Origin of the sequence: Mesorhizobium newzealandense, from assembly GCF_042682145.1 — a bacterium.
GTDB classification, from domain to species: domain Bacteria; phylum Pseudomonadota; class Alphaproteobacteria; order Rhizobiales; family Rhizobiaceae; genus Mesorhizobium; species Mesorhizobium newzealandense.
Genome location: NZ_JBHUGZ010000017.1, coordinates 284,978 through 304,759, shown reverse-complemented (window position 1 = coordinate 304,759; position 19,782 = coordinate 284,978). Strand labels below are relative to the sequence as shown.

Genomic DNA, 19,782 nt, shown 5'->3' with positions numbered 1-19,782 from the left:
ACTATTTCGAGCCGAGCGTCTTGATCGCCTCGTCGGTGGAGGAGTCGGTCTGCCGCATCAGCGCGGCGGTGTTCTCGAAGGCGCGCTGCACCATGATCAGCCGGGTGATCTCCAGCACCGGATTGACGTTGGATTCCTCGAGAAAACCCTGGGCGATCCCGGTATCGGAGCGATCCGTGACCGGCTCTGGCGTGCGCGCCGGAACGATGCCTGAATTGCCGTAGCGGACAAAATTCTCGCCCGGATCGAAATTGTAGAGGCCGATGGAGCCGACAAGCTGATCGTTCTGGCGCAGCGAACCGTCGGCCCCGGCCTTGGGCGGACCGTTGCGGGGGTCGAGTTGGATCGGCGCACCGCCGGCATCGAGCACCGGGTGGCCCTCGATCGACATCAGCTCGCCATTCTCGTTCATCGAAAAGCGCCCGTCGCGGGTCATGACGGTGCCGACCGGCGTATCGATGGCGAACCAGGCATCGCCCTGGACGGCGAAGTCGAACGGGTTTCCGGTCTCGGTCAAGGCACCGTGCGCGCCGGAAAGATAGGTCTTGCCCGAGGATGCGAAGGACACCGATTTCGATCCGGTGCCTGACACGACGTCCTCGAATTTCACGCCGGTGGCGCGAAAGCCGATCGTCGAGGCGTTGGCGACATTGTCGGCGATCGTGTCGAGGCGGCGCTCGAGCGCGATCTGCGAGGAAAGGGCGACGTAGAGGCTGTCCCGCATGATGCTCTCAGGACCTCAGTTTCTGCATGGCCATCATCAGGTCGGTGGAAATACCGACCGTGATCGGCTGGGCAAACAGCACGCTGACCGAGGTGACGGCCGATGAGGTCGGGTTGTTGATCTCGTACATGCTGGTGAAGCGTGTGAGGAACTTGCCAAGCTTCTCGGGGTCGGAGAAATCCGAGATGTCGAGTTTCTGCTCGAACAGCTGCGCCTGCTTGTCGATGTTGGCGGAGGCGAAGGAATCGGGGAGCCCGAGCGCGGTGCGCACCACGCTGGCAAGGGCGGTGTCGGCCAGCACGTCGTACCAGCTGGTGATGGTTGGCGCCTTGCGGTCGAAGTAAAGCGCCAGCCGCACACCCTGGTTGGTCTGGCCGGCATTCTCTTCGAGGGTCTGGCGCATGTACTTGTCGACGGTCGGCTGCTGCGCCGGATTGATGGTGGTGGCGTTTTCGCCATAGGCTTCGAAGTTGAAGGCGAAGGCGAGTGCGGCGTAGGTCTTGTCCGTCATCTTGTTGGCGACGCTGTCGGGGTCGCGGACGCCGCCCTGCAGAACCTGCTTGATGAGATCCTTGTCCTCGGTCGCCGAATCGAGACCGAATGAAGCGAGGGCGTATGTGTAGAGCCGGTTGTTCGACATCAGATCGTCGATCGACTTCACCTTGGTGATGTTGGCGAGATAGTAAGTCGTCTCGCCCGTCACGTAGTCGGAGTCCGGATCGAGGCCAGCGATCTCCGCCTGCGTGGCGTAGTTCTTGGTCACCATCTGCTGCGTCTTGTTGTAGATGGTCGCATCGGCGCCGTTGGCGGCGAAGTTGAAGGCGCTGACAAAATCGGCGTAGCGCTTGTCGGTCAGCTTGTTGGCGAAACTGTCGGGGTCGGAGACACCTTCCTTCAATGCCTTGACCATGAAGGCCTTGGCGTAGTCCATGTCCTCGAGCCCGTAGGCCTTCATGGCATATTTGAACAACCGGTCATTGTTGACGAAATCGTCGATCGATTTCACCTTGGTGATGTTGGCGAGATAATATTTGGTATCGCGGTCAACCACGGGCTGCTGCTCGATCCTGTCGAGCGACTGCGAGATGTCCTTGGTGATGAGCTGGTAGCTGGTAAAGGTATTAAGCAAAAGACGTGCCTCCGGCCGAAGCTATGTCAGCACAATACCCTCACTTCCTTGCGCGAAACTGAATCGGATCCACGGGCTTCGATTCAAGCCTCACACAAGGCAAGGCGGCTATCCCTTGCTCCTGTTGTGAAATGCGGAAGGACCTTTCGTGGGCATTCTGATTGGACTGGTGGTAACGCTCGGCTGCGTCCTCGGCGGCTTCATGGCCATGGGCGGTCATCTTCACGTGCTGATACAGCCATGGGAGGCCGTGATCATCTGTGGCGCAGCTTTTGGCACCTTCCTCGTCGCCAATCCAATGAAGACGGTCAAGGACACCGGCAAAGGCATTCTCGAAGCCTTCAAGCAGGCGGTGCCGAAGGAACAGGACTATCTCGAAACGCTCGGCGTTCTGCACTCACTGATGCGAGAGCTGCGGTCGAAATCCCGCAGCGAGGTCGAGGCGCATATCGACAATCCGGAAGAGTCGGCGATTTTCCAAGCGTTCCCAACCGTGCTGCATAACCATGACCTGACGCATTTCATCTGCGACTACTGCCGCATCATCATCATCGGCAATGCCCGCTCGCACGAGATCGAGGCGCTGATGGACGAGGAAATCCAGACCATCAAGTCGGACAAGATGAAGGCCTATCACGCAATGGTGGCGGTCGGTGACGGCCTGCCAGCGCTCGGCATCGTCGCCGCCGTGCTTGGCGTGGTCAAGGCGATGGGCGCGCTCGACCAGTCGCCGGAAATCCTCGGCGGCCTGATTGGTGCAGCACTTGTCGGAACGTTCCTCGGCATCTTCCTGTCCTATTCGGTGGTCGGACCGGTCGCCACCAAGATCAAGACGGTGCGCGAGAAGAAGAACCGCCTCTACATCATCGTCAAGCAGACGCTGCTGGCCTACATGAACGGCGCACTGCCGCAGGTGGCGATCGAGTTCGGCCGCAAGACCATCTCGTCCTATGAACGGCCGACGATCGACGCTGTCGAGCAGAGCACGATGAACACCGGCACCGTCGACAAGAAGGCCGCCTGAACGATGCGCGACAGATCGGTCCCTGCACTGTCATGACCAGTCCGGGCAGCCCAGCGGAAGCGCGCTCGCTGATCATCGAGCGTCTCGTCGGCGACAGCGGCGAGGCCGCCCAGGTCATCGGCACCGGCCGGGCCATGGCCGAGCGCGCCGCGCCGCTGCTGCAGAAGAGCCTGACCAGCGAACTTGGCGTTCCGGTCACCGTCGATCTCAGGGCGGTCGAAGTCAGCCGCGTCGCGGAGGCGCGCTCGCGTGCCGGCGATACGTTTGCCATGACCATCGTCGCATCATCCACGTCCTCCGATGCGATGACCCTGGTGATCGATGCGCCGGCGATCGCGATCATGATCTGCACGCTGTTCGGCGGCGACCCCGATATGCCGGCATCTCCGATAGAGCGCGATCTGTCGCAGATCGAAGTCGATGTCTCGACCATGGTGTTCCAGCAGGTCGCACAGGCCCTGAACGGATCGGGACGGCGCTCGCTCGACCTGCGCCTGCCGGCGCCGCGGGCGATGTCGGGCACCGAGGCGAAACGGCACGTGCTGCGCGATGGCGCGGCAGTCCGCATCGTCCTTGGCATCTCGACGCCGGCCGACAGCGGCACCGTCACGGTGACGATGCCGCAGCGTGTCGTGCTGGCCAGCCGCGACGGTGCCGCCGCTGTCAGCGACGACGATCACAGCTCCAGCTGGCGCGCGCGCTTCTCGGAAGAGGTGATGCGCTCCACGGTGGCGCTTGAGGCCACCATGCCACTGGCACGGCTGACGCTTGGCGACCTCGCCGGTTTTGAAATCGGGCAGATCATCGAATTCGAGGAAACGGCGCAGTCGCAGGCGCGTCTCAGCGCGCGCGGCCAGACGCTGTTCGTGTGCGAGTTCGGCAAACTGGGGCAGAACTACACCGTCCGAATCAGGCATCCCTACGATGCCGGGCAGGACTTTATCGACGGGCTGATGCCGGCTGCCGCCGGACGCGCCTGAGCATTTGGAGACGACGCATGGCCAACACCAAGGCGGAAGCCGACCTCGACCAGCCGGACGAGCAGCTCGACCGTGCCATCGAAGAATTGCGCGGGGTCCTGCATGAAGAGGAAAGGCGCCCCGATGCGGCGTTCAGAGCCGCTTCCGGTGCCAATTCGAGCGTCATCATGAACATCCCGGTCGATGTCCAGATCATCCTCGGCAGCACCGAGATGCCGGTCTCCGACCTGATGGCGCTGCAGAAGGGGTCGACGGTGGCACTCAACCGCCGCATCGGCGAACCTGTCGACGTCGTGGTCAACGGCCGCAAGATCGCGCGCGGCGAGATCACCGTGCTGGAAAGCGATCCGTCGCGCTTCGGCATCAGGCTGACCGAAATCATCGCCGGCACGAAGGGCGCCTAGACATGGATTGCGGGGCTTGCCGGTGGCAGCGGAGGCGAGAGGCATGACGACGCCGGTGACCTTGACCCGCGCGCAGAAGGCGGCCGCCATTTTGGTGGCGATGGGCAAGCCATCGGCCAGCCGTCTTTTGAAATTCTTCAAGCAGGAAGAATTGAAGGCGCTGATCGAGGGCGCCCGGCTGCTGCGGACCATTCCGCAAAACGATCTCGAGCGCATCGTCGCCGAGTTCGAGGCCGAGTTCACCGAAGGGGCGGGATTGCTCGATTCCGCTGACAGGATGGACACCATCCTCAATGAATCGCTCTCGCCCGAAGAGATGAGCGCGATCATGGGCGACAAGAAATTCGAGGTCGCGCCGGAAGGCCCGCCGCCGATCTGGCCCGAGCTCGAGAAGCTCGAACCGTCGCGGCTTGGCACCTTCCTCGCCGGCGAACATCCGCAGACCGCGGCCATGGTGCTGTCGAAGCTGGCGCCGCAATCGGCGGCGGGCGTGCTCCTGACGCTGACCAAGGCGACGCGCGGCGAGATCATCAAGCGCATGGTGACGATGGCCAATGTTCCCGACGCCGCCAGCAGGATCGTCGAAAACCGGTTGCGCAGCAGCGTGCTGACGGAAACCTCGACCAAGGACACTTCGGCCGGCCAGGCGCGTGTCGCCAGCGTGCTCAACGAGCTGGACAAGCCGCTGCTCGAGGAGGTCATGCAGGATCTGGAGGCCGCCGGTACGCCCGATCTCGACGGCGTCCGGGCCCGCCTGTTCGCCTTCGACGATCTGCCGCTGCTGACCCAGAAAGCGCGGGTGCTGCTGTTCGACGGGCTGTCGACCGAACTGGTCACGCTGGCCTTGCGCGGCGCGCAGGCGGGACTTGCCGAATCCGTGCTGTCGGCAATCGGCGCACGGTCGCGGCGCATGATCGAAGCCGAACTCGGACAGGGGTCGGAGGGTATTGCCCTTGCCGACATCACCGCGGCGCGCAAGACGATCGTGACGACGACGATCCGGTTGTCGCGCGAAGGCGCCTTCGAGCTCCCCGCGACCCAGAACGCCGCCTAAGACCGCGACATGGCTGACGCGGTCGACAAGGATTCGAAAACCGAAGAGGCGACGGAAAAGAAGATCCGCGACACCATCGAACAGGGCAAGCTGCCCCATTCGCGGGAAACGGCGCTGCTGGCATCCTTCGTCGCCATACTGGTGTTCACTGTCTTCTACGCCAAGGACGCCGTCATCGATCTCGGCATGTTCCTGTCGATGTTCTTGGAGAAGCCGGAAGCCTGGCCGATGGACACCGAAACCGATGTCATCGCGCTCTACAAGATCGTCCTCCTCGAGGTAGGCCGCGCCGTCGTCAGCCTGCTGGTGCTTCTAACGGTCGCCGGTGTCGGCGCCTCGGTGTTCCAGAACATGCCGCAATTCGTCGGCGAGCGGGTACGGCCGCAACTCTCGCGCATCTCGATTGCCAAGGGCTGGAGCAGGCTGTTCGGCATTCAGGGTTGGGTCGAGTTCTTGAAGGCACTGGGCAAGGTCGGCTTTGCCATCATCGTGCTGAGCTTCACGCTGTCGGAAGACCACCGCAAGCTGCTCGCCGGCATGATCACCAACCCGGTTGCCTTCGGCCTCGTGATCCGTGGCATCGCCGTCGACATCCTGGTGGCGATCGTCTTCGTCATGGGGCTGATCGCGGCGGTCGACCTCGTCTGGTCGCGATTCCACTGGAAGCAGGACCTGCGCATGAGCAAGCAGGAGGTCAAGGACGAGTTCAAGCAGTCCGAGGGCGATCCGATCGTCAAGTCGCGGCTGCGCTCGCTGGCGCGCGACCGGGCGCGCAAACGGATGATGACGGCGGTGCCGCGCGCGACACTGATCATCGCCAACCCGACGCACTTCTCGATCGCGCTGAAATATGTGCGCGACGAGGATTCAGCACCCATCGTGCTGGCCAAGGGGCAGGATCTGGTGGCGCTGAAGATCCGCGAGATCGCGCGGGAACACAACATCCCGATCTTCGAGGACGTGGCGCTCGCCCGCTCCATGTACAAGCAAGTTTCGGTCGATAATGTGATCCCGTCGCAATTCTATCAGGCCGTCGCCGAACTGGTGCGGATCGTCTATTCGAAAAAGGCTGAGCGCAGACAGATTTCATGAACCGGCAACCGCACGCAAAATCCCGCGAGATCATCGTCGCCAGCGCCATCGAGCAGGTGGTGGGGGAACTCCGACTGATCGATGTCGCCGACTATATCGCCTTCATCCGGCTGGAGCATTTCGCGTGCCTGTCGGATCTGGTCGATTCGGCGGTGGAGCTGTTCTTCATGCCGGGCACGCTGCGGCTCGGTCATGGCGGCGAGGCGCATGTCGACTGGAGCGGCAGCCCGCGCATCGTGCTCGATCTCGAGCTGAGGCCGCCTGGCGTCACCGTCTATTTCCAGCTGACGCTGAGCGAACTTAGCGCTTCGGTGATGGTCAACTACGTGTCGTTCGAGAAACCGGGCGAGGATCCGGAGCACAACACGGCCCTGCTCGAGGCGGTGATCGAACAGGCGCGTATCCGCAGGGTCGAGCCGCTGGCCTTTCGCTGACCATCGCTCGCTTCCGAGCCGCTACCCGCCGTTGTTTTCATGCATGTCGTTTTCCCAAAACCGGGCCCATTTTTGGGCGACATGCATTGGAATTGCCCTATTCGATCAGGCCCAGCCGCAACGCCTTGGCAACGGCCTGGTTGCGGTTGACGGCGTTGAGCTTCTGGGTCGACTGGGTCAGGTACTGGTTGGCGGTGTGCACCGAAAGCTTCAGAAGCCGTGCGATCTCCTCGCTGGTGTTGCCATTGGCGGTCAGCTTCAGGCATTCGAGCTCGCGCTTGGAGATCGCGCGCATGCGGCCGGCTTCGCTCGGGCGGATGCGGGCGACGGCGGCGAACAATGAAAAGCAGCGGGCGTGGATTTCGTAGAGTGCGTCCTGCGGCAGGGCGATCTCGGACCCCAGGAACACGACAAGGCCGCATTGTCCACGATCGGCATGGACGGGGAAGGCGATGCCGCTGGTGCCGGGCGCCAGCGGCGCCATCTGTTCGGTCCAGGCGAGATTGCCGAATGCCTCCGCCATGGCGGCGACGCCGTCGTCCGTCCACCAGCGCGGCTCCGTCGAGTTGCGGGTGTGGCGCACGATCTCCTCGCCATTGGCGCCTGAAATGAACTTGGTCGCCACCGCAATGCCGGGATAGTCGGAATCAAGGCAAGGGACGAGGCGTGCCCGTTCGGGCGAGGGGCTGACGAAGAACAGGCCGAAGGCCGAGGCGTTGATGTCGACGGCGATCCAACGGCATCGGCGCACGGCGTCGGGAATGGTGACGGCGTGATGGGTTTCGGAACCGAGCGAGAAGGCGCCGAACGGATTGCGCTGGTCGTTGAAAAGGGCTTCGGCAGCCTCCTTGATATCGGCGTGTTTCAAATGATGCCGCTCCTGATCGCCGTGGCGATGGCCATCGCGCGGTTGCTGGCCGCGAATTTCTGGATGGCGTGGGTGATGTAGCTGTTGACGGTGTTGGAGGAGACGCCAAGGATGACGGCGACCTCGTCGGTGGTCTTGCCCTCGGAGACCCAGAACAGGCATTCGCGCTCACGATCCGACAGCGGGTCCTGCATGGCGGCGGCGGCAATCAATTGCGGGATGTGCGAGAGCGCGTAGCAGCACTTCAACTGCGCCCGCATCAGCGCCGGCTGGTCGATCTTGCCGGCGGTTGCGGCGGAAAACAGGGCGAACAGGCGCTGGCGACCGACATTCAGCCGGAGCGAATAGATCTCGGCATGGCCGAGCACGTCGAGAAGCCGCGCTTCCTCGCCGGTGACCAATCCATCTGCCTCGGGTGCCTGGGAGGCTACAAGCGGTCTCGGGCGGATGCCGGGCGCGACGGTGAGCGCACCTTGCGCAAGCCCGGCGATCAGCCGCTTGCCGGTCAGCTCAATGGCGTCGAAAATCCAGTTGGACGCAACGATGCGCGCATCGTTGCGGTCCTGGTCGTGGACAATGGCAACCAGCATGTAGCTGTCGGCGCCGATCTCGGCGGTCAGTTGCATGAAAAAGCTGGTGAGATCACCGCGCGACGTCAGGCGCGAGCCCAATGTGTCGGATTGAAGAAGCGCGGCGGGACTGCTCATTCTTGTTGCTTTTGGCCGGAATCGTTTCTGCCGTCCGGATGCTGGGTGCCAGCCGCCGAACCCGAATACGCATTACTTTGACGAAGACACACTCATGGCGCAGAGCTGCGCCAACCAGATCCGAATCCATTCAGGGAACGCGAAGCCGTCCGCGTCTGGCGCCGGAAAATTTCCGGAACGTGAGACTTTGGGTGGTCGCCGCGCCCCCCAAGGACCGGCTGATTCGGGTCTAATCTACCCGCAGATGAATCCGACATCAAACGCGATTTGACAAAAACGAATCTGGTGGACTCGCGTGCGACTCAGAGGCGGACTCGCGAGCCTCTTCGCCACCCTGGGGTCACTGATACGCCGACACGAAAAAGCCAGACGATATTGCGAAGCTGCGGTATCGAGGGCCGATCGATTCCGATAGGTTTTCGCCGACCGGCAGGGATGGGCGTCCCTTCGGTCGGACTGGGCGAGACGGGCAGCGCATGTTCGCAGCCATCGGCATGGGGGTGATCATGAAGCGGGTTTTCCTGGCGTTCACGGTGGTGCTTGCGATCTTGAACGGTGCGTGGGCGCAGGCCGAGCCTGTTGTCACCTATGCGCTCGACAACGGGCTGCAGGTGGTGCTGGTGTCAGACCATCGTGCGCCGAAGGTGGTGATGAACCTGCGCTACCGCGTCGGTTCGATGAACGAACCCGCCGGCCGCTCGGGTTTCGCGCATCTGTTCGAGCACCTGATGTTTTCCGGCACGCCGGCCTGGCCGAACGTGTTCGGCGCGCATGCAGCACTCGGCAACGAGATCAATGCCTGGACCACCGAGGACGGCACCGTGTTCTATGTCGACGGGCTGTCGTCGTCGCTGCCGATGATCCTGTCGCTGGAGGCCGACCGCATGGCCAATCTCGGCCGCTCGGTGACGCAGGCCAAGCTCGACCTACAGCGCTCGGTGGTCAAGAACGAGATGCGCCAGAACGTGCTGGACAAGGCCGGCGCATCCGGCTGGGAGGCCTTCTGGTCAGGGTTGTTCCCGAAGCCGCATCCGTATAGCCGCATGGTCATCGGCTCGCTCGCCGATCTCGATGCGGCGACGCTCGACGACGTGCGCGGTTTCTTCAACACCTACTATCTGCCCAACAATGCGGCGCTGGTGCTGGTCGGCGATCTCAAGGTCGACGACACCAAGGCGCTGATCGCCGACACGTTTGGCCGGGTGCCGCGCGGCGCCGATGTGGCGCGGCCCGCGGTGCCCGAGCCGACGCAGGCGCGGCTCAAGCTGGTGCTCGAGGACCGCGTGCCGAGCCCGGTGGTCGTGGTCGGCTTCAGAGGACCGGCGGCGCAATCGCCCGACAATGGCGCGCTCAGCATCGCCGCCGAACTGCTCGGCAATGGCGAATATGGTTTTCTGCGCAATCGCCTCGTCTCGGAACAGGGCGTCGCCACCTATGCCAATGCGAGCTGGACGGGTGGTTTGCTCGGCGGCCGCTTCACCTTCGAGGCGGGCGCTGCGGCAGGCGTGACGCCCGAAGCACTCGAAAGCGCGATGAGGGCGGCGTTCGCGGATTTCCAGAAGACGCCGCTCGACCCGGCCGACGTCGAACGCGCGCGCAACGGCATATTGCTGGCCACGCGGCTCGGCAGCGAGGCGCTGAAGGACCGCGCCGGCACGGTTTCCTACAATGCCGACATTCTCGGCGACGCGCAGAGCGCGCTGGTCGACGATCCGCGCGTCAAGAATGCCAGCGATGCTGATGTCGAAGCGACGATGAAGCGGCTTCTGCAACCGGAAGACGCCAGCGTGCTGGTGCTGAAGCCAGGCCCGCGCGGTGGCTATCCCGACGCGCTGATCGGATCATCCGGCACGCCACAGCCATTCACGGCGCCGGAGCGGGCAGCGATCGACATTCCCAAGCACGCGGCCGGCGAAGCACCTTCGGCGGCGTTGCCTGCCCTGGAAACAGCCACGCTTTCGAACGGCATCAAGCTCGTCCACTACACCATGCCGGCAGCGCCGATGGTGTATGTGGCGGCGAGTGCCGAAGGTGGCTGGAACAGTGTGCCGGAAGGCAAGGAAGGGCTGCTGGAGCTTGCCGCAAGCATGGCGACGCGCGGCGCCGGTGAGCGCAGTTCGGCCGACTTCGCCAAGGCTGCCAGCGATATCGGCGCCGGCGTCGGCTACCAGGCCGGCTATCTGACCACCGCGATGACGCTTGGCGTGCCGCCGGAAAAACTGGATCAGGGCCTCGGCCTGCTGGCCGACGCGGTGCTGAAGCCGCGTTTCGACAAGGCCGACTGGACCGTGCTGATGGCGCAGACCGTCGACTGGCTCAATGGCCGCGAGGCCGACCTGCCGGGCGTTGCCGGCCGCGCGGCAAAGGCCGCACTCATTGCGCAAGCGCCTGACAAGGCGGCGATCGACTGGTCGGCAAAAGCGCTGGCGTCGATCTCGCTCGACGATGCCAGGGCCGCATTCAAGATGGAGTTCACGCCGAAGGCGGTGACGTTCTACAGCGTCGGTCCGATGCCAGTCGCGACGGTGGCGGCAAGCCTCGAAAAGGCGTTCGGCACATGGGTGGATGATGCTGCCGGCTATGCAGTGGTGCCATCGCCGGCGGCGCATTTCAACGGCGGCCAGAAAGTGCTGCTGGTGCCCGAACCCGGCGCCAGCCAGTCGGCGCTGTTCGTGGCGCGGCCGGCGCCCGGCACCGACGAAGGCGAGCGCGCCGAATCGACCGCGGTCGCCAACCTGCTCGGTGATGATTTTTCCAGCCGGCTGAACTCGGTGATCCGAGAGGAAAAGGGCTATTCCTATGGCGTGTCGAGCTATCTCCTGAGCCCGATGAAGGCCGGCTCGGGACTGGTGGTGGCAACCACTGTCGAGCGGGCCAACACCGGTCCGGCGATCACCGAGATCCTGAAAGGCTTTGCCGGCTTGACCACCTTGCCGGTGGCGCAGGACGAGGTCGATCGCACGGTGACGGTCTATCGCCGGGCGCTGGCCGGATCGGCGGAGACCTCGGCCGGCCTGTTCGGTTCGCTGATCGGCGCCGTCGGCTCCGGTTCGACGCTGGAGGACCAGCAGAGCCGGATGACGGCGCGCACCCAGCTGACGCTCGACGCGGTGCAGAAACAGGCGCTGGCACTGTCGTCGCTCGATCCGTCACTGATCGTGGTCGCGGGCGACCCTGATGTGGTGATGCCGCAGCTTGCCGCGATCGGCCTTGGCGATGTCGAGATCGTCAAGCGCGACGATGACGGAGAGCAGACGGCGATGCGGGCGCTTGACCTTCTCGGCGGCAAGCAGCAGGCACCGCTGTCCGCCTCGCTATGGCGGGTCGGTGACGGCGGCACGACGCGGGCGGTGCATTCCTGCGCTTTGGCAAAGGATTGCGGCGCGCAGATCCACGCCGATTGATCGGTTACATGCGCGGCCGCCGGCCGCGCGCAAATCTTGGCACTGTTGGTTTCGGGGGAAACGATGAGCGATTCATTTCGGGAAGTAACATCCGTCTCGTGGTTCGGGCGGATCAAGCGCGCGGTCGGTGGGGTCATCTTCGGCCTGCTCTTGATCGTGCTGATGGTGATCGGGCTGTTCTGGAACGAGGGCCGCGCGGTGCAGACGGCACGCTCGCTGGCCGAAGGCGCCGGCGCCGTGGTCTCGGCCAGCGCCGACAGCGTCGATGCCGCCAATGACGGCAGGCTGGTGCATGTCAGCGGACCGGTGACGGCGGATAGTGGCTTGTCCGATCCGGACTTCGGCATTGCGGCGCAAGGGCTGCGTCTGTCGCGCGACGTCGAGATGTACCAGTGGAAGGAAGAGTCCAAATCCGAGACCACCAAGAAGCTTGGCGGCGGCGAAGAGACGGTGACCACCTACAGCTATTCGAAGGTGTGGGACGACAGCCAGATCGACTCGTCGGACTTCAAGAAGCCGGACGGCCACCAGAATCCGCCGATGGCGATCCACAGCCGGACCTTCCAGATTCCGGAAGGCAAGCTCAGTGCTTTCACGCTCGACACGCCGGTGCTCGATCGTATCGAGGGCGACAAGGACTATTCGCTGTCGGCCAACCAGTCAGCCGCGATCAAGGCTGCCTATTCCGGCACCAAGCCGCTCGGCATCGTCGACGGCAAGATCTACCTCGGTGCTGACACCTCAGTGCCCGCGCTGGGCGACTACCGCATCGGCTACGAACTGGCGCCGCTCGGCGTGGTCAGCATCGTGGCGCGCCAGGCCGGCAGCCGGTTCGAGCCTTACCAGACGGTGGCCGGCGACCAATTGCTGATGGTCGACACCGGCACTGTCCCGGCCGACAAGATGTTTGCCGAAGCGATCAGCGCAAACACGCTGATTACCTGGCTGCTGCGCGCCGCCGGTCTTTTGCTGCTGACGATCGGCTTTGCGTTCTTCCTCAGCCCGATCGGCGTCATCCTCGACGTCATACCGTTCCTCGGCAGCATGGCGCGGATGGGAACCGGCATCATCGCTTTCTTCCTGGCGATCCTGGTCGGCACGACGACGATCGCCATCGCCTGGTTCTGGTATCGGCCGCTGCTTGCGGCGGGTATCCTGGCAGCCGGCATCATCGCGGCGGCGGCGGTCTACTATCTCGGCCGCTCGCGCAAGGCAGCCGCACCAGCGGTCGTGCCGGGCACCGGCACCTGATCGCGAGAGCCGTGCGGCGATGCCGCCCGGTCCTTGGTTTTTGCCTATGCCTGTCGTTGGCCCAAAACCGCTGTACACTTTTGGGCGACAGGCAATCTACCTGTCTTCAAATCCGGTCAGCACGCCAACGGCGTTGACGCCGATCTCCTCGACGGCATAGCCGCCTTCCATGACGAACAGCGTCGGCAGGCCGAGCCTGGCGATGCGGCGGCCGATCTTGGGATAGTCTGATGTCTTCAGCTTGAACTGGCTGATCGGGTCCTTCTCGAACGTGTCGACGCCGAGCGAGACGACGACGACATCCGGCGCGTAAGCAGTAAGCTTGGCGCAGGCATCCTCGAGCGAGGCGTTCCAGGCGTCCCAGTCGGTGCCGAAGGGCATCGGATAGTTGATGTTGAAGCCTTCGCCGGCGCCGGCGCCGCGCTCGTCGGCATGGCCGAGGAAGAACGGATACTCGACCATCGGATCGCCGTGCAGATTGAGGACCTGCACGTCGGCGCGGTCATAGAAGATTTCCTGCGTGCCGTTGCCGTGGTGGTAGTCGACATCGAGGATGGAGACGCGGCTGGCGCCCTGGTCGCGGAACCATTGCGCGGCGACGGCGGCGTTGTTGATGAAGCAATAGCCGCCCATGAATCCGGCACCTGCGTGATGGCCAGGCGGACGGCAAAGCGCGAAGGCGGATGCCTCGCCGCCCTTGACCAGGCCGGCGGCGGTCAGCGCCACGTCATAGGACGACTTGATCGCGGCCCATGTGCCTTCGACGAAGGTGGCGCCGGCATCGAAGGAATAGTAGCCGAGCAGGGCGTCGATACGCTTTGGCGGCACGTCGCCGCGCAGGCCGCGCGTCGGCCAGGTGAAGGGCATCGCCGAGCCCTTGAAGCCGGCCTCCGTCCATTGCGGCCAGACCGTCGGCAGGAAGTCGATGTAGTCGGCCTTGTGGATGCGCTTGGCGGCGGCAAGATCGTGTTCAAGCGGCAGGACGATCGGACCCAGCTTCTCGCTTTCGACCCGCGCCCTGATGAATTCGGCCCGCGAAGGCATTTCGAAACCCGGCACGATGGCAGCGGTGACAAGTTCCATTTGGCCAGCATGGCCAGCATGAAGCGGCGAATAGACAGTCTTCATAGAATTCCTCTCGAAGTACGAAATCAGTCAAGATCGAGATAGGGGCTCACCAGAGCGAGCCACATGGTTTCCACATCGTCCTCGATGAGGTCGAACGTCTTGCGATCTCTTTTCAGCCCGACAAGCCGGCAGACGTGCCCGACCTCCATCATCACCACGCCGAGCCGGCCGGCAATCTTGTCTTCAAGAGCCGGGTTCACATGCTGCAGCCAGGTCGCGTAGAGGGCGATGATCTGGTCGTCATATTCGTTCTGGATCGGCCTGAGGTCGGCGTTGCCTGAAATAGCCTCGATCACCGGCATCAGGCTGGCGTTTTCGAGATAGAGCCTGGACGTGTCGATGAAGAGCTTGCGCACTTCCTGCCGAAACTCTTCGCGGTTGGTGGGTGGGGCGACCTTGATGCGCTTCGCGATCACCTCGGGAAAGGATGACAGCCAGCGCCGGGCGAGGTCCAGAAGAATGGCCTCCTTGTTGGGAAAGTATTGGTAGACCGAACCGACCGACAGGCCCGCGCGCTGCGCAATGGCGAGCGTCGTCGGCGTCTTGGTTCCTTGCTCCCGCGTCAAGATCAGCGCCGCGTCGAGAATCCTGTCGACCACCTTGCTCGATCGTTGTTGCCGCGGCTGCTTGCGCGGTTCGAGCGCTATCCGGGTCTTGCGGTCGAGACTGCGCTTCACTGCCTGATGCCCTCGTTCCCCGCCCGGTCCCAACGCACGCGGAGGGTGCTGTCCACAATACATTCCAAATTCCGCATGTTGACAAACGCGAATAATTAGTCGCATTCTTTATCCACGCTGTCTCTTGGGATAACAAGGGGAATTTCGAAGACGGCGCACTGGCATCATTTTTTGTCCCATAGCGCCGCTCCAATGGAGTGGCCGGTCGTGGGCACAGGGTTGTCGGTCTCAGTCAGTCGTCAAAAGCGCGGAGTCGCGATGTCTGTCACGGGTGCGGGTCATAGTGCTGATCTGATCGTCATCAACGGTCGCGTGCTGACCATGGATGATGGCAATCCCGCCACCGAGGCTGTTGCCGTCAAGGACGGCGCCATCATCGCCATTGGCAGCCGCGCCTCCATCGAAGAGCTCAAGGGACCGGCTACGAAGGTTATCGACGCCAAGGGTGGTTCAGTGATCCCGGGCTTCATCGAAGCCCACATGCATCTGTTTTCGGGCGGCGCTGAACTTGCCCACCTCCAGCTCACGGGTATTCACGGGTTCGAGGCGCTGCAAAAGGCGATACGCGATTACGCGCAAACGCGACCGGATGCGAAAATGCTGGTCGGGCAGGGCGTCGACTACACCGTGCTCGGCAGCGAGCGGGTGACACGTCACCATCTCGACGCCATCTTGCCCGATCGCCCCTTTTGCATGGCGGCGCCCGACCATCACACAATGTGGGCCAACACCCGGGCGCTGGAAATGGCTGGCATCCTGCATGGGCGCACGCTTGGTCCGGGCAACGAGATCGTCATGGGCGATGATGGCCTGGCTGGCGGCGAATTGCGCGAGGGCGAGGCGTTCGGTCCAGTGCTCGACCTTGCCGGCGAAAGCCGGGTGCGGCTTGGCCTGGCGACCGGCGGCGAGCCGGACCCGATGCCAACCGCGGCCGAGCGGGCCGCCGACCGCGATATCATGCGGCGCGGGCTGGCCTGGTGCGCGCGCCACGGCATCACCTCGATTCAGAACATGGACGGCAATCTCTATCAGCTTGAGCTGCTGGCCGAGATCGAAGCCGAGGAAGGGCTATCCTGCCGCGTGCAGGTACCGTTCCACTACAAGAATTTCATGACCCTCGACATGCTCGACAAGGCGTCCGACATGGCCGTGCGCTACAACAGCGAGTGGCTGTCGTCGGGCATGGTCAAGGTGTTCTATGACGGCGTGCTGGATTCCTGGACGGCTGTCATGGTCGAGCCCTATGCCGACCGTCCGGACTGGGTCGGTGAGCCGCTGTTCACGCCGCAACAATTCAACGATCTGGCCGTCGCCGTCGACAAACGCGGGCTGCAGATCGCCGTGCATTCGATCGGTGACGGCGCCGTGCGCGCGGTTCTCGACGGTTACGAAGCGGCGCAGAAAGCCAACGGCAAGCGCGACAGCCGCCACCGTGTCGAGCACATCGAGGTCACCACCACTGCCGACGTGCCGCGTTTCGCCGAACTCGGCGTCGTCGCTTCCATGCAGCCGCCTCATCCGCCTGGCGCCATGGATTTTCCGCTGGAGCCGACCGTGTCGCGCATCGGGCCGGCCCGTTGGCCTCTGAGCTATGCCTGGCGGACCTTGAAGGATGCCGGGGCGCATGTCGTCTTCGCGTCGGACTGGCCGGTGTCGCCGATCGATCCGATCCTGGGCATTCAGGCGGCAGTGTTGCGCAAACCGTGGGCAAAAAGCGACCCGGACCAAAGCTTCTCGCTGCATGAGGCGCTCGCTGGCTATACTGTCGAGGGGGCCTACGCCGAGTTCACCGAGCACCGCAAGGGTATGTTGAAATCCGGCTACATGGCCGATCTGGTGGTGCTTTCGGACGATATCGAGGCGACCGCGCCGGAGGCGTTGCACAAGGTGCATCCGGTGACGACGATCTGTGGCGGCAAGATCACCTATCAGGCCTGACGATGGCATGAGGCTTGCTAGCCAAAACTACGAATTGAACTGTGATTCAGTGCCGGGCTTGCCAACATACCGGCCTTGTGTTCACATCAAACAGGGGAAAACTCCGCCAGCAAGAGCGGGGTCAACAGTGAGGCGTAATCGTGCCGGACAAACCGGATCGGAATGCGATTGAAGTTGTCAAAGTAAGCAAAATTTTCGGATCAGGAGAGGGGCAAGTCGCTGCCCTCGACACGGTCTCGGTATCCATCCGCGAGAACGAGTTCTTCACGCTGCTCGGTCCGTCCGGTTGCGGCAAGACGACGTTGCTGCGGCTGATTGCCGGCTTCGACTTTCCAACCGCCGGTGAAATCCTGCTCTATGGCCAGGACATCGCGCCGCTGCCGCCGTTCAAGCGGCCGGTCAACACCGTCTTCCAGTCCTATGCTCTGTTCCCGCACATGACGGTCGCCGAGAATATCGGCTTTGGCCTGGAGATGCTGGGCAAGCCGAAGGCCGAGATCAAGGCGCGCGTCGACGCGATGTTGAAGCTGGTGAAGATGGAGGCGCTCAGCGCGCGCCGCACCAGCCAGATCTCCGGTGGCCAGCAGCAGCGCGTGGCGCTGGCTCGCGCCTTGGCGCCGCAGCCTAAAGTTCTGTTGCTCGATGAGCCCTTGTCGGCGCTCGACTACAAGCTGCGCAAGGAAATGCAGATCGAACTGAAGCGGCTGCAGCACGAGACCGGCATCACCTTCATCTTCGTCACCCATGACCAGGAAGAAGCGCTGACGATGTCGGACCGCATCGCGGTGATGTCGTCGGGCAAGATCCTGCAGGTTGGTTCGCCGCGCGACATCTACGACCGGCCGTCGGAACGCTTCGTCGCGGATTTCATCGGCGAGTCGAACTTCCTCAAGGCCGATGTGGTCAGCGTGTCCGCCGGCCGGGCGACGGTGAAGCTGTCGTCGGGCACGGAAATCCCGGCCTCGCTGCCGGAGGGCCTGGTTCCCCAGGGCAAGGTTACCATCGTCGTGCGCCCCGAACATGCGCAGTTGAGTGCTGCCAACTCAGGCGCTTCGCTGTCGGGCATGGTCGAGAACATCGTCTATCTCGGTACCGATACGCATTTCCATCTGCGCCTTGCCGATGGTGAGCCGTTCATCGTGCGGCGTCAGAACAGCCGTGGCACCGGCGACGGTATCGTCCAGGGCGGCAAGGTCGGCATCCTGATTGGCGGCGATGCCGCTCAGGTCTTGAAGGACTGACGATGGCGACCGCAGAGGAAGTCGCCAGGGCAGCGGAGCGGCGCGATATCCGCGATCGCTGGCTTTTGTCAGCGCCAGCGCTGCTGATCATTTTTCTCGCCGCGACCGGCCCGTTGCTGATCGTGCTCGTCTATTCGTTCCTGACGCCGGGTTCCTATGGCGACGTGAAGTGGCAATTCTCGCCGGAAGCCTGGATAGCGGTGTTTCTGGAGCGCGATATTTTCGACGATACGCTTTCCGTTGCCGCCGCCCATGTCACCATCTTCCTGCGCTCGATCAAGCTTGCGGTGGTGACGACAATCGCCACCTTGGCGCTTGGCTTCCCGACCGCCTATTTCATGGCGACGCGCAGCGAAAAGACCCGCGATCTCTGGCTGTTCCTGATCACCATTCCGTTCTGGACCAACCTTCTGATCCGCACCTTCGCGGTGCTGCAGATCATCCGCAACGAAGGCATCATCAACACGATCCTGCTGAAGCTCGGCATCATCTCGTCGCCGATCCAGATTCTCTACACCGATACCGCGATCCTGATCGGCATGGCCTATGTCTACCTGCCGCTGATGGTGCTGCCGATCTACGCCAGTATGGAAAAGCTCGATTTTCGCCTCGTCGAGGCGGGCTATGACCTCTACGCGACACGCTTCAAGGTGCTGCGGAAGATCATTTTCCCGCTGGTCAAACCCGGCGTCATCGCCGGCTCCATTCTGGTCTTCATTCCAGCTCTCGGCGCCTATGTGACGCCAAGCGTGCTTGGCGGCGGCAAGAACATGATGCTGTCCAACCTGATCGAATTGCAGTTCGGACAAGGCCGCAACTGGCCACTTGGCTCGGCGTTGTCGATCGCGGTCATGATCATCGTCATGGTGGCGCTGCTGGTCTATGTGCGCAATGCCGGCAAGTCGGGGGTGCGTCATGGCTAATCGCTTTTCCATCAAGCATCAGCCGGGATTCACGGCGATCGCCGCGACCTGCTTTATCGTGCTCTACCTGCCGATCGTCGTGCTGGTCCTCTACGCCTTCAACGCCGCGACATCGACCTCCGAATGGGGCGGCTTCTCGTTCAAATGGTTCCAGTCGGCATGGCAAAACACGCAGGTCATCGATGCGACACTGCGCTCGTTCCAGATCGGCGCCATCGCGGCACTCCTGTCCACGATCTTTGCCACCATGGCCGCGCTCGCCACGACACGCACGGCCCCCTATCCGGGTCTGACGTTCAAATACGCGGCGATCAACCAGCCGCTGATGGTGCCCGAGATCGTCACCGGCGTGGCGCTGCTGATCTTCTTCTCGCGCATCAAGATCTTCACCGGTTATTCCGGCCTAGGTTACCTCATCGCGGCGCACACGGCGTTCTGTATTCCGTTTGCCTACCTGCCGATCCGGGCGCGGCTTGAAAACATGGACCTGACGCTGGAGCGTGCCGCCGCTGACCTTTATGCGACGCCGTGGCGAACCTTCAGGCGTATCACGCTGCCGCTGCTGTGGCCCGGCATTCTGGCCGGCCTGATGCTGGCCTTCGTCATCTCTCTGGACGATGTTGTCATCACGGAATTCGTCAAATCGGGCGGTCAGGATACGCTGCCCACCTACATGCTCGGCCAGATACGCCGCGGCATAACACCCGAGATAAACGCGATATCGACCGTGTTCCTGCTCTTGTCGGTCGCTATCGTGACGTTGTTCTTCTTCATCAGCAGGAAACGTGACTGAATCTGAAAAAT

Annotated in this window: 18 protein-coding genes; 12 read left to right on the top strand and 6 right to left on the bottom strand. The window is 63.1% G+C overall.

The genetic code is table 11. The features are described from left to right. Position 1 precedes the first annotated feature (1 nt). On the bottom strand, positions 2 to 724 hold the full coding sequence (gene flgF / locus ACFSOZ_RS25715; RefSeq protein ID WP_379102498.1) for a flagellar basal-body rod protein FlgF: 723 nt from the start codon (positions 722 to 724) through the stop codon (positions 2 to 4). A gap of 7 nt (positions 725 to 731) precedes the next feature. After that, positions 732 to 1,853, bottom strand: a complete 1,122-nt coding sequence (locus ACFSOZ_RS25710) for a DUF1217 domain-containing protein (RefSeq protein ID WP_379102496.1) — start codon at positions 1,851 to 1,853, stop codon at positions 732 to 734. A 148-nt stretch (positions 1,854 to 2,001) separates the two neighbouring features. On the opposite strand from ACFSOZ_RS25710, the gene motA reads away from it, so the two are divergent. From motA to ACFSOZ_RS25680, 6 genes are read left to right on the top strand one after another with little or no spacing between them, the layout of a single operon-like run. After that, a complete protein-coding gene (gene motA / locus ACFSOZ_RS25705) occupies positions 2,002 to 2,877 on the top strand; it encodes a flagellar motor stator protein MotA (RefSeq protein WP_379102494.1) in 876 nt (291 codons plus the stop codon). A 32-nt stretch (positions 2,878 to 2,909) separates the two neighbouring features. After that, positions 2,910 to 3,857 carry a FliM/FliN family flagellar motor switch protein gene (locus ACFSOZ_RS25700; protein ID WP_379102493.1) on the top strand — a complete coding sequence of 316 codons (948 nt, stop codon included), beginning with the start codon at positions 2,910 to 2,912 and terminating at the stop codon, positions 3,855 to 3,857. A 17-nt stretch (positions 3,858 to 3,874) separates the two neighbouring features. Beyond that, positions 3,875 to 4,261, top strand: a complete 387-nt coding sequence (fliN, locus tag ACFSOZ_RS25695) for a flagellar motor switch protein FliN (RefSeq protein ID WP_379102491.1) — start codon at positions 3,875 to 3,877, stop codon at positions 4,259 to 4,261. A 43-nt stretch (positions 4,262 to 4,304) separates the two neighbouring features. Then, positions 4,305 to 5,315 (top strand): flagellar motor switch protein FliG, encoded by a 1,011-nt coding sequence (locus tag ACFSOZ_RS25690; protein ID WP_379102489.1) that lies wholly within the window; start codon positions 4,305 to 4,307, stop codon positions 5,313 to 5,315. A 9-nt stretch (positions 5,316 to 5,324) separates the two neighbouring features. Then, on the top strand, positions 5,325 to 6,407 hold the full coding sequence (gene flhB / locus ACFSOZ_RS25685; protein WP_379102487.1) for a flagellar biosynthesis protein FlhB: 1,083 nt from the start codon (positions 5,325 to 5,327) through the stop codon (positions 6,405 to 6,407). After that, a complete protein-coding gene (locus ACFSOZ_RS25680; protein ID WP_379102485.1) occupies positions 6,404 to 6,841 on the top strand; it encodes a hypothetical protein in 438 nt (145 codons plus the stop codon). The genes flhB and ACFSOZ_RS25680 overlap by 4 nt, the downstream gene beginning before the upstream one ends. Positions 6,842 to 6,938: 97 nt before the next feature. Here ACFSOZ_RS25680 and ACFSOZ_RS25675 read toward each other — a convergent pair whose 3' ends face one another. Continuing rightward, positions 6,939 to 7,709, bottom strand: a complete 771-nt coding sequence (locus tag ACFSOZ_RS25675) for a helix-turn-helix transcriptional regulator (RefSeq protein ID WP_379102483.1) — start codon at positions 7,707 to 7,709, stop codon at positions 6,939 to 6,941. Then, entirely contained in the window at positions 7,706 to 8,416 is a 711-nt protein-coding gene (locus tag ACFSOZ_RS25670) for a helix-turn-helix transcriptional regulator (protein WP_379102481.1), read from the bottom strand. The genes ACFSOZ_RS25675 and ACFSOZ_RS25670 overlap by 4 nt, the downstream gene beginning before the upstream one ends. 476 nt (positions 8,417 to 8,892) lie before the next feature. Here ACFSOZ_RS25670 and ACFSOZ_RS25665 point away from each other — a divergent pair, with 476 nt between their 5' ends. Continuing rightward, positions 8,893 to 11,820, top strand: a complete 2,928-nt coding sequence (locus ACFSOZ_RS25665; RefSeq protein ID WP_379102479.1) for a M16 family metallopeptidase — start codon at positions 8,893 to 8,895, stop codon at positions 11,818 to 11,820. Positions 11,821 to 11,883: 63 nt separating this feature from the next. Further along, positions 11,884 to 13,071, top strand: a complete 1,188-nt coding sequence (locus ACFSOZ_RS25660; protein WP_379102477.1) for a TMEM43 family protein — start codon at positions 11,884 to 11,886, stop codon at positions 13,069 to 13,071. Positions 13,072 to 13,167: 96 nt separating this feature from the next. On the opposite strand, the gene ACFSOZ_RS25655 is transcribed toward ACFSOZ_RS25660, so the two are convergent. Both ACFSOZ_RS25655 and ACFSOZ_RS25650 read right to left on the bottom strand, forming a co-directional pair. Continuing rightward, positions 13,168 to 14,199, bottom strand: a complete 1,032-nt coding sequence (locus tag ACFSOZ_RS25655; protein WP_379102475.1) for a histone deacetylase family protein — start codon at positions 14,197 to 14,199, stop codon at positions 13,168 to 13,170. Between the two features lie 23 nt (positions 14,200 to 14,222). Next, positions 14,223 to 14,876, bottom strand: coding sequence for a TetR/AcrR family transcriptional regulator (locus ACFSOZ_RS25650; protein WP_379102473.1), 654 nt, complete (start codon positions 14,874 to 14,876; stop codon positions 14,223 to 14,225). Positions 14,877 to 15,134: 258 nt separating this feature from the next. Between ACFSOZ_RS25650 and ACFSOZ_RS25645 the strand changes: the two genes are divergently transcribed. From ACFSOZ_RS25645 to ACFSOZ_RS25630, 4 genes are all read left to right on the top strand, one after another. Then, complete coding sequence (locus tag ACFSOZ_RS25645; protein WP_379102471.1) at positions 15,135 to 16,814, top strand: amidohydrolase; 1,680 nt, start codon at positions 15,135 to 15,137, stop codon at positions 16,812 to 16,814. Positions 16,815 to 16,954: 140 nt separating this feature from the next. After that, positions 16,955 to 18,055, top strand: a complete 1,101-nt coding sequence (locus ACFSOZ_RS25640; RefSeq protein WP_379102469.1) for an ABC transporter ATP-binding protein — start codon at positions 16,955 to 16,957, stop codon at positions 18,053 to 18,055. A 2-nt stretch (positions 18,056 to 18,057) separates the two neighbouring features. Further along, positions 18,058 to 18,978: an ABC transporter permease gene (locus tag ACFSOZ_RS25635; RefSeq protein ID WP_379102467.1), complete on the top strand. Its 921-nt coding sequence runs from the start codon at positions 18,058 to 18,060 to the stop codon at positions 18,976 to 18,978. Then, positions 18,971 to 19,771 carry an ABC transporter permease gene (locus ACFSOZ_RS25630; RefSeq protein WP_379102465.1) on the top strand — a complete coding sequence of 267 codons (801 nt, stop codon included), beginning with the start codon at positions 18,971 to 18,973 and terminating at the stop codon, positions 19,769 to 19,771. The genes ACFSOZ_RS25635 and ACFSOZ_RS25630 overlap by 8 nt, the downstream gene beginning before the upstream one ends. Positions 19,772 to 19,782 lie beyond the last annotated feature (11 nt).

Coding starts and splice junctions, on each gene's coding strand:
- ACFSOZ_RS25690 (WP_379102489.1), top strand. CDS start 4,305: ATGACGACGCCGGTGACCTTGACCCGCGCGCAGAAGGCGGCCGCCATT.
- flgF (WP_379102498.1), bottom strand. CDS start 724: ATGCGGGACAGCCTCTACGTCGCCCTTTCCTCGCAGATCGCGCTCGAG.
- ACFSOZ_RS25700 (WP_379102493.1), top strand. CDS start 2,910: ATGACCAGTCCGGGCAGCCCAGCGGAAGCGCGCTCGCTGATCATCGAG.
- flhB (WP_379102487.1), top strand. CDS start 5,325: ATGGCTGACGCGGTCGACAAGGATTCGAAAACCGAAGAGGCGACGGAA.
- ACFSOZ_RS25670 (WP_379102481.1), bottom strand. CDS start 8,416: ATGAGCAGTCCCGCCGCGCTTCTTCAATCCGACACATTGGGCTCGCGC.
- ACFSOZ_RS25665 (WP_379102479.1), top strand. CDS start 8,893: ATGTTCGCAGCCATCGGCATGGGGGTGATCATGAAGCGGGTTTTCCTG.
- ACFSOZ_RS25645 (WP_379102471.1), top strand. CDS start 15,135: ATGTCTGTCACGGGTGCGGGTCATAGTGCTGATCTGATCGTCATCAAC.
- ACFSOZ_RS25635 (WP_379102467.1), top strand. CDS start 18,058: ATGGCGACCGCAGAGGAAGTCGCCAGGGCAGCGGAGCGGCGCGATATC.
- ACFSOZ_RS25680 (WP_379102485.1), top strand. CDS start 6,404: ATGAACCGGCAACCGCACGCAAAATCCCGCGAGATCATCGTCGCCAGC.
- ACFSOZ_RS25660 (WP_379102477.1), top strand. CDS start 11,884: ATGAGCGATTCATTTCGGGAAGTAACATCCGTCTCGTGGTTCGGGCGG.
- fliN (WP_379102491.1), top strand. CDS start 3,875: ATGGCCAACACCAAGGCGGAAGCCGACCTCGACCAGCCGGACGAGCAG.
- ACFSOZ_RS25630 (WP_379102465.1), top strand. CDS start 18,971: ATGGCTAATCGCTTTTCCATCAAGCATCAGCCGGGATTCACGGCGATC.
- ACFSOZ_RS25655 (WP_379102475.1), bottom strand. CDS start 14,199: ATGAAGACTGTCTATTCGCCGCTTCATGCTGGCCATGCTGGCCAAATG.